This is a genomic window from Candidatus Amarolinea dominans, assembly GCA_016719785.1.
Classification (GTDB): Bacteria; Chloroflexota; Anaerolineae; order SSC4; family Amarolineaceae; genus Amarolinea; species Amarolinea dominans.
Genome location: JADJYJ010000031.1, coordinates 60,389 through 77,446, shown reverse-complemented (window position 1 = coordinate 77,446; position 17,058 = coordinate 60,389). Strand labels below are relative to the sequence as shown.

The 17,058-nt window shown below is 66.7% G+C and carries 7 protein-coding genes and 1 pseudogene; 5 read left to right on the top strand and 3 right to left on the bottom strand.

Annotated elements, in window-relative coordinates:
* Positions 1-336 precede the first annotated feature (336 nt).
* Both IPM84_24305 and IPM84_24300 read right to left on the bottom strand, forming a co-directional pair.
* Entirely contained in the window at positions 337-3,492 is a 3,156-nt protein-coding gene (locus IPM84_24305) for an AMP-binding protein (protein ID MBK9095815.1), read from the bottom strand.
* The gene (locus tag IPM84_24300; GenBank protein MBK9095814.1) at positions 3,492-5,018 is read right to left on the bottom strand and encodes an AMP-binding protein; all 1,527 of its coding nucleotides are present in this window, start codon (positions 5,016-5,018) and stop codon (positions 3,492-3,494) included. Before IPM84_24300 ends, IPM84_24305 begins: the two co-directional genes overlap by 1 nt.
* 230 nt (positions 5,019-5,248) lie before the next feature.
* Between IPM84_24300 and IPM84_24295 the strand changes: the two genes are divergently transcribed.
* The 5 genes and pseudogenes from IPM84_24295 (at position 5,249) to IPM84_24275 (ending at position 12,610) form a co-directional block, all read left to right on the top strand.
* Entirely contained in the window at positions 5,249-6,379 is a 1,131-nt protein-coding gene (locus IPM84_24295; GenBank protein ID MBK9095813.1) for a saccharopine dehydrogenase NADP-binding domain-containing protein, read from the top strand.
* Positions 6,380-6,384: 5 nt separating this feature from the next.
* A complete protein-coding gene (locus tag IPM84_24290; GenBank protein MBK9095812.1) occupies positions 6,385-7,167 on the top strand; it encodes a class I SAM-dependent methyltransferase in 783 nt (260 codons plus the stop codon).
* Between the two features lie 2,629 nt (positions 7,168-9,796).
* Positions 9,797-10,204 (top strand): annotated as a pseudogene (locus IPM84_24285) (hypothetical protein).
* 433 nt (positions 10,205-10,637) lie between these two features.
* On the top strand, positions 10,638-11,897 hold the full coding sequence (locus IPM84_24280; GenBank protein ID MBK9095811.1) for a DNRLRE domain-containing protein: 1,260 nt from the start codon (positions 10,638-10,640) through the stop codon (positions 11,895-11,897).
* Positions 11,816-12,610, top strand: coding sequence for a hypothetical protein (locus IPM84_24275; GenBank protein ID MBK9095810.1), 795 nt, complete (start codon positions 11,816-11,818; stop codon positions 12,608-12,610). The genes IPM84_24280 and IPM84_24275 overlap by 82 nt, the downstream gene beginning before the upstream one ends.
* Before the next feature lie 148 nt (positions 12,611-12,758).
* Here the strand turns inward: IPM84_24275 and IPM84_24270 are convergent, their stop codons facing one another.
* On the bottom strand, positions 12,759-17,021 hold the full coding sequence (locus IPM84_24270; protein MBK9095809.1) for a DNRLRE domain-containing protein: 4,263 nt from the start codon (positions 17,019-17,021) through the stop codon (positions 12,759-12,761).
* Positions 17,022-17,058 lie beyond the last annotated feature (37 nt).

The following is a 17,058-nucleotide window of genomic DNA, read 5'->3' as shown; positions in this document are numbered from 1 at the left end:
CAAGATCCCCGAGATAGGTGGGCAGCAAGAGGGATTGTGGGCGTTGGAAAGCTACATTTGGAAATGCGGCGCCCCGTAGGGGCGCCTTGACTTGAGCGAGCGATGCCCCCCCCCACACCCGTCGTCCCGTAGGGACGCCCTGACCTTAGCGATGCCCCCCACACCCGTCGTCCCGTAGGGACGCCCTGACCTTAGCGATGCCCCCCACACCCGTCGTCCCGTAGGGACGATTGAATGAGGCCGCCCCGAGCGCAATCCGTCGCCATACCACGACCGCGGGGGATGGATTCAACCGTCCCTACGGGACGGATACGGCTCGTGCGATGATGGCTAAGGTCAGGTGTCCCTACGGGACGCGTCGCGCCCACCAGGACGGCCTGGCGCTGGCCAGTCACATGGATGGCTACATTTGGAACTGCTGCATAGACGACGAGCAATGACATCTGCTTGATCCTGCATCGAGGCAATTTGAGCGGGCAGTAGCGCGATTTCCGGCAGCGCCAGGTACTTGCTCAAGTGTCCCCAGTAGAAGTTGCCCAGGTCATGCGGCCAGGCGGCGGCGTACTGCGCCGCGTACTGCTGCACCAGGCTGCGCACCCGTTCGTCTGCCATCTGCCCCTGCGGCGTCAGCGGCTCGGTACACTGCATCTGCACGTGACCGGACAGGCTCAGCGTCACGAAGACAGGAATCACGGCCGCGCCGCTGCGCACGGCCAGCTCGGCAAAACCGACGCCAAACGGCCGTTGGCGACCGTAGAAGGGCAGCGTGAGCGCCTGACTGACCTGGTAGCCATCCGCCGCGATGCTCAGCACGCCGCCGCGGTTCAGGGTTTGCAGGCCCACCACCATCTGCGCGGCCAACCCCACCTTTTCATCCACCCGCTGGCTCTCATCATCCACCAGGAAACGGCCTTTGTAGCGGTGCAGGCCGAGCAGATCGAGCTTGGCGCCTCCGCGGCCCACGATCATCAAGTCGTCCACACCCTGGCGGGCCAGGATCAACAGGGAGAGTGTGCTGAGGGCGGCATGGCGATTGAGGATGATGACGCCGCGGCCCTGCGCTTGGGCCGCGGCCAAAATCTCCAGGCCCTGCACCTGCACGTACGCGTCGAAGACCGCCGGCGTGGCCTGGGCCAGCGCGGCCAGGCGCCAGGCATGCCACAGGTTGGAGCAAAGGCTCAAGCGGATCACCGCCTTCGCCGCGACCGGCTGATCGAGCAGCGCCAGGCAGCGGCGCAGCAGGGCCACCTGCGGCTGGAACGCGCGCTGCTGCAGCCAGGTCTGGCCGCTCAACCAGGCCAGAAGCCGGGCGCCGGTCGCGTAGGGCAGCCGGCTGCCCACGGCCTGCGGTCCGCCGCGCATGAGCGCCTGCGCCAGCGCGCTGATCTTCTGGCGGGTGGACAGATCAGGCCGGGCCAGGATGGTATGCACGCGCGGCCGCGGCGGCGTAGAAAGGGCGGTTTTCTCCAAAACTGGCTTAGCCGCGGGCGGCTCGCCAGGCTCTGCGCTCACCAGCGCCTGGGCCATGCCGGCCACGCTGGGCGCCTGCAGGAGCGTCTGCGCAGGCACGGTGCGTTGCAGATGTTCCTCGATCAGCACGTGCAGCTCCACCAGGGCCAGGGAATCGCCGCCCAGGTCGAAGAAACTGGTGTTGCGATCGGGCACGGCCGCGCCCAGGACGGCCTGGAAAAGCTCCTGCAGCGTCAGCTCCACCGCTGCGCGTGACAGATCCGCGGCCGCGGCCGTGGGCGGCGGCGCGGTCCATGCGGCCACGGTCTCCAGCGCGCCGTCGAGGTACAGGCGGCGGGTGGTCTGGTGCTGCACCTTGCCACTGCTCGTCTTGGGCAGGCTGAGCGGGGCGATCAGGGCGATACTGTAGGCCAGGATGCCGTGCTGCCGCGCCACGGCCAGGCGAATGGCGCGCACGATTTCATCGGCCTGATCCTGGCGCTTGCGGAACTCGCGACGCAGCTCTTGCACGATCACCAGGCGCTCCTGGCCGGCGACGGTGACGCCAAAGGCCGCACAGCTATCGGTTTGCAGGGCCGCGTGACTGGCCGCGACGGTCAGCTCGATGTCCTGCGGGTAGAAGTTGCGCCCCTGGACGATGATGAGGTCTTTGATGCGTCCCAGGATCATCAGCTCACCTGCATGCCAGAAGCCCAGGTCGCCCGTGCGCAGGAAGGGGCCGGCGCCGCTGTCGGCCAGGGTGGCGCCAAAGGTGTGCTGCGTCTCGTCCGGGCGATTCCAGTAGCCTGCGGCCACGCTGGGGCTGCGGAACCAGATTTCGCCGATCGTGTCGGGGCCGCAGAGGATGCGCTGTTCAGGCTGGGCGATGACCAGTTCCACGTCAGGGGCACTCAGCGGACGTCCACAGCCCACCAGGGCGTAGCCATCCACGCCCGTGGCCGGGCGCACCTGCTGCTGCTCCAGGCCGCGCGGGTCGAAGGTGAAGATGGACGGCGCCGTCGCTTTGCGGCTGCCCGCCACGAACAGGGTCGCTTCGGCCAGCCCGTAGGCGTGATAGAAGTTCTGCGGCCGAAAGCCGCACGGCTCGAACGCGGCGTCGAAGCGGGCCAACGTTTCGGCGCGCACCGGTTCTGCGCTGTTGACCGCCACCTGCCAACTGCTGAGATCGAGGCCGGCCTTTTGCGCGGGCGTGATCTTTTGTGCGCACAGGTCGTAGGCGAAGTTGGGCGCGGCGCTAGTGTGCCCGCGGAAGCGGCTGATGGCCTGCAGCCAGCGCACCGGATTTTGCAGAAAATCGGTGGGCGAAAGCAGGACGCAGGGCGCGCCGATGAAGATCGCTTGCAGGGCCATGCCGATCAGGCCGCCGTCGTGCTGCAGCGGCATCCAGTTGACGACGACCGTCGTTTCATCCTGCTCCCAGACGCTTTGCAGGCAGCGGGCATTCGCCAGGATGCTGCTGTGCGGGATCATCACGCCTTTGGGGTCGGTGGTGGAGCCGGAGGTGTACTGCAAGAAAGCGATCGTCTGCGGGGTGAGCGGGCGCGGCTGCCAGGGCGGCCCTGGTTCGGCCAACGCCTGCTGGAGGTCCAGCCAGTGCAGCGCGGCCAGGCCGGGCGTCTGGCCGATGCGGCGATCGAGAGTGGCGATGACCTCGGGCGCGGCCAGGGCCACGGTCGCGCCCGCGTCCTGCACGATCCATGACAGGCGCGTGGCCGGCCGTCCCGCGCGCTGCAGGGCCGGCGGGTGCGCGGGCACGGCGATCATGCCCGCGTACAGGCAGCCCAAGAAGGCCGCCATGAACGCCAGGTCCGACGGGAAGGGGACGAGCACGCGGTCGCCTGGTTTGGCCACGCGCTGCAGCGCCGCGGCAATCTGACGTGCCTGCTGGTCCAGTTGACCGTAGGTCAGGCGCTGTTCCTCTGTCTCGCCATCGGTCAGGTAGATGTAGGCGGGGCGGTCCGACTGCTGACTGGCGCGCCAGCGCAGCACATCAACCAGGGTGTCGGCCTCAGGCGCTGTCATCACTCGGCCAGACTTTTCTTGTCAATTTTGCCGGTGGGGCTTTTCGGCAGGCTGGCGAGGAATTCGATCAGACGCGGGCATTTGTACTCGGCCAACTGTGATTCGCAGTAGGCGATCAGCTCGCGCACGCTGGCCTCGGCGCCGGGCTTGAGTACGATGAAGGCTTTCAGACGCTCATCCAGGTTTTTGCGCTGCAGGCCGATGACGGCGACTTCGGCTACGGCCGGATGGGCCTGCAGCACCCGTTCAACTTCGGCCGGGAAGACCGAATAGCCGCTGACCTTGACCATCTCGCGCAGGCGGTCCACGATGAACAGATAGCCGTTGGCGTCCAGGTAGCCGGCGTCCCCGGTGTGGAACCAATCGCCGCGCAGGGCTTCGGCGTTGGCTTCTGGCCGATTCTGATAGCCACTGAAAACCTGCGGCCCGCGCACGATAATTTCACCAGCGCTGCCCGGCGGCATGTCGGCGTCCGTCTCATCCACGATGCGCAGGGAGGTGCCCCACACCGGCTTGCCCACCGAGCCGGGCGGCGCGCTGCGCATCAGGGCCGCGTTGGCAAAGGTCAGGGGCACCGCCTCGGTCATGCCGTAACCGGTGATGACTTCAACCTGGAAGCGAGCCTTGAACTGCGCCATGACTTCGGAAGAAATGGTGGCGCCGCCGAACATCACCTTGCGCAGGGAGCTGAGATCGAAGGCGGCCACTTGCGGAGAGTGGAGCAGCAGGTTGGCCAGCATGGGCACACCCGCGAAGTAGGTCACGCGGTCGCGCTGGATGTTGGCGGCCAGGGTGGCGATGTCAATGCGGCCGACCAGGCTCAGCGCGGCGGTGGTGGCGCAGGCCACAAGCAGGATGGTCTGGCCGAAGATGTGCGAGGCCGACGCGGTCATCAGGATGACGTCGCTGGGGCCAAGCTCCCACTGATCGCGCGCGAGCAGTTCGGTGAAGAAGTGCAGGTTGGCATGGCTGAGCATCGCGCCTTTGGGGCGCCCGGTGGTGCCGGAGGTGTAAAGCACGACGGCTACGTCCTGCGGTTGGGTGACCGCGGTCGTGAAGTCGCTGCTGGCGGCGCTCAGCAGCGGCGCCAGGCGTTGGGCCGCGGGCGGGCAGGCCGTGCTGCCGGGCAGATTGTCGAACAGGAAGTGCTGGCAGGTGCCGGCCGCCTGAAAACCGGCCTGGGCCGCTTCCAGGAAAGGCTCGGCGGCCACGAACGCGCCGGCATGGGAATCGGTCAGATAGTAGGCCACTTCTGGGCCGGGAGACTGCGGGTTGAGGGGTACTGGTACGGCCCCCATCTTGAGCGCGCCGAAGTAACAGGCCATGAACGTGGGTGAATTGCCCAGCAGGAACGCGATGCGTTCGCCGGGTTGAATGCCCAGGTCGGTGAACATGCGAGCCGCGCGGCGCGCGTTTTCTTCGACCTGGCCAAAGGTCACGGGCTGCTGTCCGGTCAACAGAAACGGTTTGTCACCGGCCCGCTGTGCGGCGTCCTCCAGGAACATGGCGGCATTGAGCGTATGCATGGAACGGCCCCTCCTTCGAGAAAAAGTAAGACAAAGTAAGACAATGTAAGAAAACGTAAGAAAACGTAAGAAAATGTAGATCTGCATTTTGGGGACTACCCAGAGTATACTGTGATGGCTGCCTGTCGGCAAGATTGCCAGTAGTGATGGGCGTAATGCTGGCGCGCCCCTCAACCGCTTGGAAGTCCCCTCTGTGGTGTGGTAAAATGACTCACCATGTGGGGGCATGAATGATGAAAAAAGTGGTTGTTTTGGGCGCGGGCATGGTGGGCGGGGCCATGGCGGCCGATCTTTGCACCGAGTACGAGGTCGTGGTGGTGGACGCGGATCGCGGCCGCGGGGAGGCCCTGGTCGGCCGCCATCGCCTGGCCTTTCAACAGGCAGACCTGACGCAGCCGGCGGCCATCGCCGCGGCCGTGGCGCCGGCGGACCTGGTCATCGGCGCAGTGCCTGGCTTCATGGGCTTCCAAGTGCTGGCGGCCGTCATCGCCGCGGGCAAGAACGTCGTGGACATTTCATTTTTCCCTGAAGACCCGTTTGCCCTGGATGAACTGGCGCGCCAGGCCGGGGTCACTGCGGTGGTTGATTGCGGCGTGGCGCCGGGCCTGGGCAATCTCATCCTCGGTTATCACTATGGCCGCATGGCGGTGGATTCGTTCGAGTGCATGGTGGGTGGTTTGCCCAAGGCGCGGCCTTATCCCTGGCAGTACAAAGCGCCCTTTTCGCCCATTGATGTGATCGAGGAGTACACCCGGCCCGCGCGGCTGGTGGTCAACGGCGAGATCGTGGTCAAACCGGCGCTCTCCGATGCAGAACTGGTGACGCTGGCGCCGGTCGGCGAACTCGAAGCCTTCAACACCGACGGGCTGCGCACGCTGCTGCGCACCGTTTCTGTGCCCCACATGCGTGAGAGGACGCTGCGCTATCCCGGCCACATCGAGCTGATTCGCGTGCTGCAGGCGAGCGGTTTCTTCGATGCGACGCCGCGGCGCATTAACGGCGCGGAGGTGCAGCCGCTGGCGGTGACCGCGGCGCTGCTGTTCGAGCAGTGGCGCTTGACGCCCGGCGAGCCGGAGTTCACCATCATGCGGGTGCAGATTCGTGGCCGTGAAAACGATCAGCCCTGCGCCTACAGCTACCATCTGTACGATGAAACCGATCCGGTGAGCGGCACCTCTTCGATGGCCCGCACCACCGGCTACACCTGCACCGGCGTGGCACGCCTGCTCCTGGACGGGACTTTCCGCCGCACCGGCATCTGCCCGCCGGAGTTCGTGGGCGCGGACGCCGATTGTTTCGAGCGCGTCCTGGCGCACCTGGCTGCGCGCGGGGTTCACTGCATGGACATGAAAACGATATAACAGCTATGACTGACGCAACCAAGACCTATTTTCGCCAGGCGGACACCGTCCTGCACTGGTGGTTTCCGGAAGACCCCACCCATCCGCTCTATGCGCATTTTGCCGAACAACTGCGCTGGGTGCTGGCGCAGCAGACGTGGCGCGATCAGCGCGTCCTGGACATCAGCACGGGCAAGGGGCGTTTTGCCGTCAACCTGGCCGCGCGCGGCGCCGATGTGACGGCGCTGGACATTGCGCCGCAGATGCTGGCGCTGGCGCAGCACGCGGCCGATGAGCACGGCGTGGGCGTGCAGTTCCTACAGGCCGATGCCGAGCAACTGCCTTTCCCTGACGCGGCCTTCGATGTGGCGCTCTGCATGGAAGCGATCATGCATGTGCCGCATCCGCAGCGTCTGCTGGATGAGATGGCGCGGGTGACGCGGCCCGGCGGCAAGGTCATCCTGAGCATGACCAACCGCTGGCGCCTGAACGCGTTGGGCGAAGCGCCCGGCGCGCTCTACCGCCGGCTGGGCCTGGCGCAGCAGCCCACCACCCCGCGCTACATGTGGCACTATTCGGCGCCGGAGTTCAAGCACTTTTTCGAGCGGGCCGGACTGACCATCGAACGTCTGCATGGGCAAGGGCTGTTCCAGGCCAACGCCCGTTTGTGGCTCAACAGCGAGGTTTCGCTGCCCATGTTCCCGCGTTGGTTTGCGGATGCTTTCTTTGCCCACGTCGAGCCGTTCCTGCGCGAAACCCCCCTGGCCGCGGTGATGGGCACCGTCATGGCGGTCGCAAGCGTCAAGTGACGCTTGTCCCTACTCCAAAATGTGATACAATAGGCCATCCCCAGACGCGCCAGGAGAACGCCCAATGCAGAACCAACGCCGCTGGCTACCGATCCTGATCCTCATCCTGATCGTTCTGTGTCTTGTGCTCTATTTCCTGCTGCGTCCGCTCCTCCCCATCATTCCGGGGACGGCCACCCGCACCTCCACGCCTACGAGCGTGCGTGACCTGCATACGCCCACCGCCACCGCCACCCGCACGCCCACCGCCACGCCCACGCTGGCGCCCAAGCCGGTGTGGGGGCCGGGTAACTACATCCTGGTGCGTCGCGACGACTATCAGCCGACAACGCCGCTGCCGACGAGTCTTCCTGCCCTGGCCTCTCACATTGATGTCTACTGGGATCAAATCTCGGCCACGGGCAGCACTTTCAACTGGGCCGCTATCGAGGCCAAAGTCAGCCAGATCGCGACCCAGCAGATCACCCTGTCCGACGGGCGCCGGATTTCCCGTCCTGTCTGGCTCACCCTGCCCGTCTTCTGGACGCAGGGCCTTGAGCGCAGCGGCCAGCGCTTCTGCAACAACAACGTTCCCAACTCAGTCAAGGCCCTGGCGCCCGATCATGTCATCCAGATCACGCAGACGCTGGATGACCCGCCGCGCCCACTGACGCCTTACACCGTCAACGTACCGGCCTTCGATGACCCCGATCTGCTGGCGGCCTATCGCACCCTTGTCATGGATGCCGGCCGCCAGTGGAACAACGACCCGCGCATCGCCGGCATCATCATTGCCGGTGGTTACGACAACGAGACGCAGATTGGCGCCAATTGGTGTTACGTCAACGGCGATGACGACAACTTCCCGGTCAGAAAATGGCAAATGACCGCCTTCGTCACCGGGGCCATCCAGGCCTTTCACGACGCCTTCCCCAACAAGCCGGTCTATCTCAACTTCGCGCCGGCGCCCACTGATGAGAGTCGCTGCACGTGGGTCAACTTGATGATGTCCTACAACCCGCGCCACATCGGCGTTGGCTTCAATGGCATGAGCCCGGACGTGCCCCAGTTTGTGGAAAACCCCAGATCCACGCCCCCGCCTGGCATTGACTGTGGCTCGCTCGAGTTGATCAAGCACTACGCTGAGATTTTGCCGACCAAGTTCGAGCCGGTATTGCCATTTCCAAGCGGCAATCAAGCGGACATGCAATGGCGCTACTGGTCCTGGCTGGCCGCACTCAACGCCCGCGCCGACTTTGTGGATGTGCAGGATGCCTGGTTCTGCCCGGCTGATCGTAACAGCGGCGCATGTACCAGCAGCGTCAGCACCCTCAACGCCGTGCAGACGCCCAATCCGACCACGGGCGACGCCGGTTTTCCCGTGCATTTTGGCAACTGGATCGAACGCCAACTCGGCAAGACCGCTGCCACCAATGATCAACTGTGGGTGGCCCTACGTGAGACAGAGTACCCGCTTGGCGGCACCTACTGCGGATCTTTCTGCAGCGGCTGGCCTGGCGACTTCGAACACTACATCAAGGTTATCGCGACCTCACCCGCGTCGGTTCATCTCAGCGCCTACTGCGGCGGCAATTCGTGCAGCACGGCCGGCTTGCCGTCTCCCATCGAATCTGTTTACTCGCGCCACGCCAAGCAGATGCAGTCCACGCGGCTGGGCTTCGACGTGGCGGACACGGTCCACGCCGGGCGCCAACTGGGCAATGTCACCCTGCGCCTGGCCTACGTGGACAGGGACACCAGCGATTTCGACATCGTCTACGCGTCGGACGCGGCCGGCACGCGCCGTCGCCTGACCATCAACCGTCAAGGCACGGGCGCCTGGCGCTGGGCCACCTTCGATGGGTTGGACCTCTTTGCCGGCAATCAGCTCGACAACGGGGCCGACATCCAGCTCGAATACACCGGCTCAGGCATCAAACCGATCCTGCACATGCTCTGGCTCGACCTGCGCAACGTCACCACGGGTGGAGTGACGCCGACCGTCATCATCCCACCGCTGCCCACTAACACCCCCACCGCGCCGACGCCGACGCGCACCCGCACCCCGACGCGCACGCCGACCCCGACGCGTACGCCGACCTGGACTCCCACGGCCACGTCTATGCCGACGAACACGTCGACGCGTACCCAGACCTGGACGCCCACAGCGACGCCGACGCCGACTATCACGCCGACGCGCACCTGGACGCCGACTTCGACGGCTACCCGGACGCCGACTGTGACCGTCACGCCGACGCGCACCTGGACGCCGACTTCGACGGCTACCCGGACGCCGACTGTGACCGTCACGCCGACGCGCACCTGGACGCCGACTTCGACGGCTACCCGGACGCCGACTGTGACCATCACGCCGACGCCTACGCCTACGCGCACCTGGACGCCGACTATCACGCCGACGCGCACCTGGACGCCGACTTCGACGGCTACCCGGACGCCGACTGTGACCATCACGCCGACGCACACCTGGACCCCGACCCCGACCATCACACCGACGCCCACGGCTACCCGGACGCCGACTGTGACCATCACACCTACGCGCACCCGGACGCCGACCCCGACCAACACACCGACGCCGACTGTGACCATCACGCCGACGCGCACCTGGACCCCGACCCCGACCATCACACCGACGCTCACGGCTACCCGGACGCCGACTGTGACCGTCACGCCGACGCCTACGCGCACCCCGACCCCGACCCCGACCATCACACCAACGCCCACGGCTACCCGGACGCGCACACCGACGCCAACCAACACGCCCACGGCCACGAACATGCCGACGCCTACGGACACCCCGACGCCGACTGTGACCATCACGCCGACGCACACCCGGACGCCGACCCCGACCAACACACCGACGCCGACTGTGACCATCACACCAACGCCCACGGCTACCCGGACGCCGACTGTGACCATCACGCCCACGCGCACCTGGACGCCGACCCCGACCAACACACCGACGCCGACTGTGACCATCACGCCGACGCACACCCGGACGCCGACCCCGACCAACACGCCGACGCCGACGCGCACCCCGACCGCGACCAACACGCCGACGCCCACGGCTACCCGGACGCGCACACCGACGCCAACCAACACGCCCACGGCCACGAACACGCCGACGCCTACGGACACTCCGACGCCAACCGATACCCCGATGAACACGGCGACGCCAACGAACACACCGACCGCGACCGACACGCCGACGCCGACTAACACGCCAACGGCTACGGACACCCCGACGCCGACCGACACCCCAACCGTTACGCCGACGGCTACGGACACCCCAACCGCAACCGATACGCCAACGGCTACGGACACCCCGACGCCGACCGATACCCCCCACGGATACCCCGACGCCGACCGACACACCAACGCCGACCGACACGCCGACCGCGACCGACACCCCAACCATTACGCCGACGGCTACGGACACCCCCACCGAAACGCCGACCACGGTGCCCACCGGGGTGGTGATCCTGCAGCAGGGGCGCGCCGGTTACGAGGGCGGCGGCGATGCGGCTATCCGGGCCGACGCACCCACGGCCAATTTCGGCAAAGAACCACTGCTGGCCGTGCAGTCCGGCGGCCGCTCGGCCGTGCTGCTGCGCTTTGACCTGCCCGATCTGCAGGGCTTCGCCGCTGTCTCTAAGGCCACGCTGGAGATTCACGCCCGTCAACGCTCGGCCAGCACGCGCCTCTTCATCGCGGCCTACGAGGTGACGCAGGCCTGGGATCCGGCCACAGTGACCTGGCAGGAGGCGGCCGCGGGCACCGCCTGGGGAACGCCCGGCGGCGACAAACGCCAGGCGCCGGCAGCCACCGGCGTGCTGCTCAGCGACCACATCTGGTACCGCCTGGACATCACGCCGCTCGTGCAGCGTTGGCTCAGCGGGCAGACGCCCAACTTCGGACTGCTGATCCGGGCCACCAGCGATGCCCCGGTGCGTTTCGATCTCGCCAGCAACGAGATCACCACGGGCGCCTTGCAGCCGCGCCTGGTGCTCAACTACCGCCCGGTGACGCCTACGCCGACGGCAACGGATACGGCCACCCCGACGCCGACCGACACGCCTACTCCGACCACCACGGCCACACCCACTCCGACGGCAACGGATACGGCCACCCCGACGCCGACCGCGACCGATACGGCTACGCCAACGCCGACCGATACGGCCACGCCAACGCCAACCGCAACGGATACGGCCACCCCGACGCCGACCGACGCGCCTACTCCGACCGGGACCGACACGGCTACGCCAACGCCGACGGCAACGGATACGGCCACCCCGACGCCGACCGACACGGCGACGCCCACGCCGACCGACACGGCGACGCCCACGCCGACCGACACGGCCACGCCGACCGAGACGACGCCGACCGACACGGTCACGCCGCTACCGATACAGCCATGCCAACCGCTACCGATACAGCCACGCCGACCGCGACCGATACGGCCACGCCGACGCCGACCGCCACGGCTACGCCAACTGCGCTGGCGACGCCCACTCCCACACCCACGGCCACGCCGGGCATCATCACCCTGCCGACGGTCACGCCCACTCCCGGCCCAACCCCTGCGCCGACCGCCCTTGCGCCCGTGGCGACCACCGCGCCCGTCGCCGGGATGCAGGCCAGGATCGAGATCGTGTGGCCGCACAACGGCGCGGCGGTCAGCCAGGCCGATCAAGCCAATGTCACCGCGTATCTGTTTGCGGACGGCAGCCTGAACCCGGTGAGTTGCAGCGCCACGCCCACGGTGCGCCTGTGGATGGCGCAGAACAGTGAGCCAGCGACCTTCGTGGGCCGCGGGGACAAGCGCCTGGCCACCGAGGCCGGTCGCACCTTCCCGGTGTGGGACTTCAACGATGTGGATGTCAGCGCGGCGCGTAACCCGGCCAACACGCTGCACTTTTTTGTGACCGTGGATGAGGAGAGCGCCGCGCACAACGTCTGGTCGCATGGCAGCAGCCCGCTGACCCGCCCGGCCGCGGTGCGGGCGCCAAGCGGGGTGGCGGCCGGACGGCCGTTGGCGCTCGATGCGCGCATCGTCTCGGTGCAGAGCGCCGGCAACCTGCCGGTGGCGCAGGCCACGCGGGGCACGCTGAGCGTCCATCTGTTCGTCGCCAACAGCCTGCAAGCCGTGGTGGGCGACCGCGCCTGGCAGCCTGACGTGCGCCTGCATTGGGCGGTCAACAGCGGCGTGGATCAAGCGCCGCAGGGCATCGCCGGCGCGCCGCGGCCGCTGACGGTCGGCAACGTCACCTTCACCGCCTGGGACTTCGCCGATTTCGACCTCAGCCTGGCGCGCGACCCGGCCAATCAGATTTACTTCTGGGTGGATGTGCCCGGCGTGCCCACCTTCAGCAACGTCTGGGTCTACGGCACAGACACACGCACCTATCATCCCCTGGCCGATGTACCCGCACGCGGCTGCCGCTGACACGCAAAAATCCCTGCGGGCCGTGAGTATCGTCACGGTCCGCAGGGACTGGATTCAAAACGGGGGCAAACGCCCCTGTCTTTTACTGCCGCGCCGTGCGGGACCGCGGAAAGGCCGCGCCCTCGGGGGAGCCTCGGCAGCCTGGTTTCTACGGCTCCAGGTACACGATCGTCAGTTTGGGCCGCTGCGACGGCACGCCCCACAGAGGCGAGGCGAGATTGTACTGCACCTGCGCCTGACCGCTGGCTTCCAGCAGCAGTCCCAGGTTGGATGCAGGCGTCCCCTGCCAGGCGGTCACCAGGCCGGTCACATTCCAGGTAAACCAACGCGCCACCCCATTGACCTCGGCGCTCGCCAGCGCGGGCGTCAGGCGATCGCTGGCGCCCTGCGCACCCGCCAGCTGCCAGGCCGCGGCCGCGCTGGCCCGATTCCAGGTAGCCTCGGCGCTCACCCACGGTCGCAGCAGTTGAAAAACCTCTCCGGTCAGGGCAAATTGGTTCGTACTGCTGTCCGCGTAGAGGGCCAGTGTGGCGCTGACAATCGTACTGCCAACGGGCAGCGCGCCGGCGAGATCGAAGCGCAGGAGCACGCTGGCGATGGCCGGTGCGCGCAGACTGAGCATGGCATCGCTGGCGTAATTGGTGTCCGGGAACCACTGGTTGAGACTGGCGCCGCTGCCGGTCTGGATTGTGACCGTTTGTGGCGCCGTCAGCCGCGGGCGGTAGGTGATCGTCAGCTTGGGGCGCTGTGCGACGGACGCCGCCTGCGCGCTGGCGTAGCCCCACTCCACCTGCGTGCTGCCGCCGGCGCTGATCAGCACACCGTAGTTGCCCGCCGGATTGGCCGCCCACTGCGCCACCGCGGCGGTCAGGTCGAAGTTGACCCAGGCGCCCACGCCGGCCGTCTGCGCCACGGCCAACGGCGTGACGCCCCGGTCGGCCGCACCACTGGCGCCAGACGTCTGCCAGGTCTCCCCGGCACGCGGCGCCAGCCAGGTGACGGCATCCTCGTCCCAGGGTCGTAGAAGCGCGTAGGCGGTCAATGTCTGCGCGGCGCTGTTGCTCTGGCTGCTGGCGAAAATCTCCAGGCGGGCGCTGATGATCTCGGCTGCGGCGTTCAGCCCGGACAGGGCGCTGAGATCGAAGCGCAGCGCGGCGTGTGCGCCATCGCCCGTGCGCAAAGTCAAGGCCGGCGCCGCGCCAAAGTTGCTGCTGGGATACCAACTGTGCAGCGTGGCATCGGCCGCGCCGCCATAGTTTTCCAGGCCCTGCTGAAGCGTGACCGTGGTTGGGGCGGCGGTCGGTTGTGGCGTGGGCGTCCGCGTCGGCGTGGGTGTGCGCGTCGGCGTCAGCGTCACGCTGGGCGTCGGCGTTGGCGTCGCGCTGGGGCCAACGGTGGGCGTGGCGGTCGGCGTCGCGGTCGGGCCAGGCGTTGGCGTGCGCGTCGGGGTGACGGTGCGGGTGGCGGTACGCGTGGCGGTTGGGGTCGCGGTGGGCGTGCAGGCCACACAGGCCGTGGCGGTCGCCGTCACGGTCGGCATGTCGCCCGGCAGCAGGTATTCGATACGCAGCGAGGGGCGATAGGTGATATCCGGCCATTCGCTGCTGGCGAATTCATACTGCACGTTGCGATTGGCAAATGACTTCAGCACCAGGCCACGGTTGTTGCCGGGATCTTGCGCCCAGCGTTGCACGATCTCGGTCAGCTCCAGGCGCGCCCAGGTGTTGGCGCCGAAGACGTGGCCCCAGTCTTCGGCTTCGGGCGAGCGATCGGTCGTGGTGTCGTTGGCGCCCGGCAGTCCCCAGGGCGTTCCGCTGTGCGCTTGCAGCCACGTGACCTGCCAGACCGACCAGTTACGATACAGGTCATAAGCGCGCAGATAGAATCCGGTGTCAACCGTGGCCGCGGTCGAAAAGAGCTTCAGCTCTGCCTTGCGAATCTGAGCGTTGGCCGGCAGTTGACCCGCCAGGTCGAAGTAGATCAGGGCGGCAAATTCGTCAGGATGGCGTACGACCAGCTTGGTTTGCCCCTCGAAAATGCCGTTCGGGCTCCAACTGCTGATGTACGTGTCAATGACGCTGTTGTAGCCGCTGAGGCCCTGCTGCAAGGTGCGCACGCGTGGGGTGGGCGTGGCGGTGGCCGTGGCCGTTGGCGCCACGCCAGTGCTGGTGGGGCTGGCCGTCGGCGTCGGCGTTGGGGTAGGCGCCCCATCCGGCAGCACATAGCGGATGACCAACTGCGGGCGCTGTTCCATTTGGGGCCATTCGGCGCTGGCAAAATTGACCTGGGTCGCATTGCTGTCTGCGCTGAAGAGCGCCAGCCCGCGATTGGTCAACGGATCGGCCTGCCAGGCGCGCACCGCCGCGGTGACATCCAGTTCAACCCAGGTGGCGGTATCGCCGGCCGGGCCGCTGCTTTCCGGCGCAGCGCGGCGGTCGCTGCCCAGACCGTTGGCGCCCGGCTCAGTCCAGGGCGAGCCGGCGGCGGCCTGCTGCCAGGTGGCGTAGCGGTCGGCCCAGGGGCGCAGCAGCCGGCTGGCGCTCAGCGTGATTTCGCCCGGCGCTGTGCGTCCGGCCACGGCCAGGCGCAGGGTCGCCACGACCACCGGCGCCTCTTTGGGCAGCGTCTCCAAGTCAAAGGCCAGCAGGACGACGCCGGCGTTGTTCCCGCGCACACCCAGCACGTCATTGGCGCCAAAGTTGCGCGTGGCAAAGGCTGCACTCAGCGCCGTGTCGCGATTGCCCGCGTACGCCCGCCCGTTGTCCAACACTCGCCCCTGCTGCAAGGTGAGCGATACCGTTTGTGGCGGCGTTGTGGCGTTGTGCGGTTTGACCTGCACCAGGTGGATGGTTTCGTTGCCGTCGCCGCGGCTGTGCAGGCGAAAATCGCTGCCGGGATGCTCGCCGCCGCCCGGCTGCTGATTATTGAATCTGGCGCCGGTCGCCGTGAAGGTGACGGTCTTCCAGGTGGCCGTGTTGGTCTTGCGCACCTGCCCTGCGCCCTGGTAGAGGGTGGCGGCGGTGGGATATTCCAACTCCCAGGTGTCGGCGCCCGTATCCAGGTAGGTCACGCTGATGTCCAGCGCCTCGCCGTCATGCAGGGCCACGTAGCCATCGGCGATGTCGAAGTAGAGATAGGGATTGGCCGGTGCGTCGGTGCGCCGCGTGTAGCGCCCCTGCGGCGCGGGGCCGCTGTTCCAAAGCGGCGTGCTGCGGCCGCCGGGCGCCTCATCGTTCTGCCACAGCCAGAATTCGTAGTTGCCGCGATCGGGATACCAGGTTCGTTCCGTCTCGCGCAGAGCCACCCACACGCCTGGCGTATCCAGCAGGCTGCTGCCTAAGTGCGCGTTGGCGAAGTCAAGAATGGCGCGGCGGTCGGGGTCGGTGGTGATGTCACTGGCCAGGACCATGTAGTCGGCGTGCTTGTCCAGGCCGTTGAAGATGCCCCAGGTGGTGCCGGTCAAGCCGGTGATCAGATAATCGTAGCTTTCCCAGCCAATCGGTACGCGGTCGCCCCATTTATTCATCAGGTCGAACGCGCCGGCCTGATAAAAGCTGTAGGCGGGATTATCGTAGACCACGCCGTCGTTGTCGGGCAGCATGCCGTTGTGCTTCAGGCCGATGCCCCGGCTGGCCGCGTAGTCCGCAAACTGGCGTCGTTCGGTATCGTGCTGAAAGACAGACGCCATTTGCAGCAGCAGGGGCGTGCGCTGAAAGGCGTTGGCGTAGAGGTCCGTGATGGATTCAACCGCCTGCACCCACAGGTCGGAGGTCAGCCCGGCGGCGATGGCGCAGGCCTGAAAATCGGCGTCGGTTGGGTGCGTTTCACCGAACGTGCCGACGCCCATCTCCACCCAGGCCAGGCGAGGATCGCCGTCGTAACGGGCGGCCAGCGCCTGGATGAACTCACCGTACGCGGCCTGGTAGGTGGCATCCCAGGTCTTGGGAATGGTCCAGCCCTGGTCGCAGGTCAGGCGGGCGCTGGGGTGTTCGACATAGACCCAGTGCGGCACCATGTTGCCGCCGCAGCAAATGCCCGAATAGGTCGTGATGCCCATGCCGCTCGGCAGGCCCCAGCCAGCTTCGGTCTGCAGCCAACTGTCAATGCCACTCCAATCGTAGACGCCCGGCGCCGGGTTGAGATATTTCCATTCGAAGATAATGTTGCTGCCCTTGATGGGAAAACGCCGTGGATCGAGATGGCCGAAATCCTCGAACGCGTAGATGCCGGGAGAGATGGCATGGGCTGCGGGCTGTGGCCCATCCCTGCCTGGTAGTACGTCTTTTTCCGGCTGATGCGCTGCGGCTGCACCGGCTAACACGGAATTGGGGAAAGTCGTCAGGCCGGCCAGGAGGGCTGCCAGCATGAACGAAACAGCAAGAAAAGATAAGAATAGTTTGTTCTTCAACATAGATGACCCCATGACAGATAATCAGGATAACGGGTCA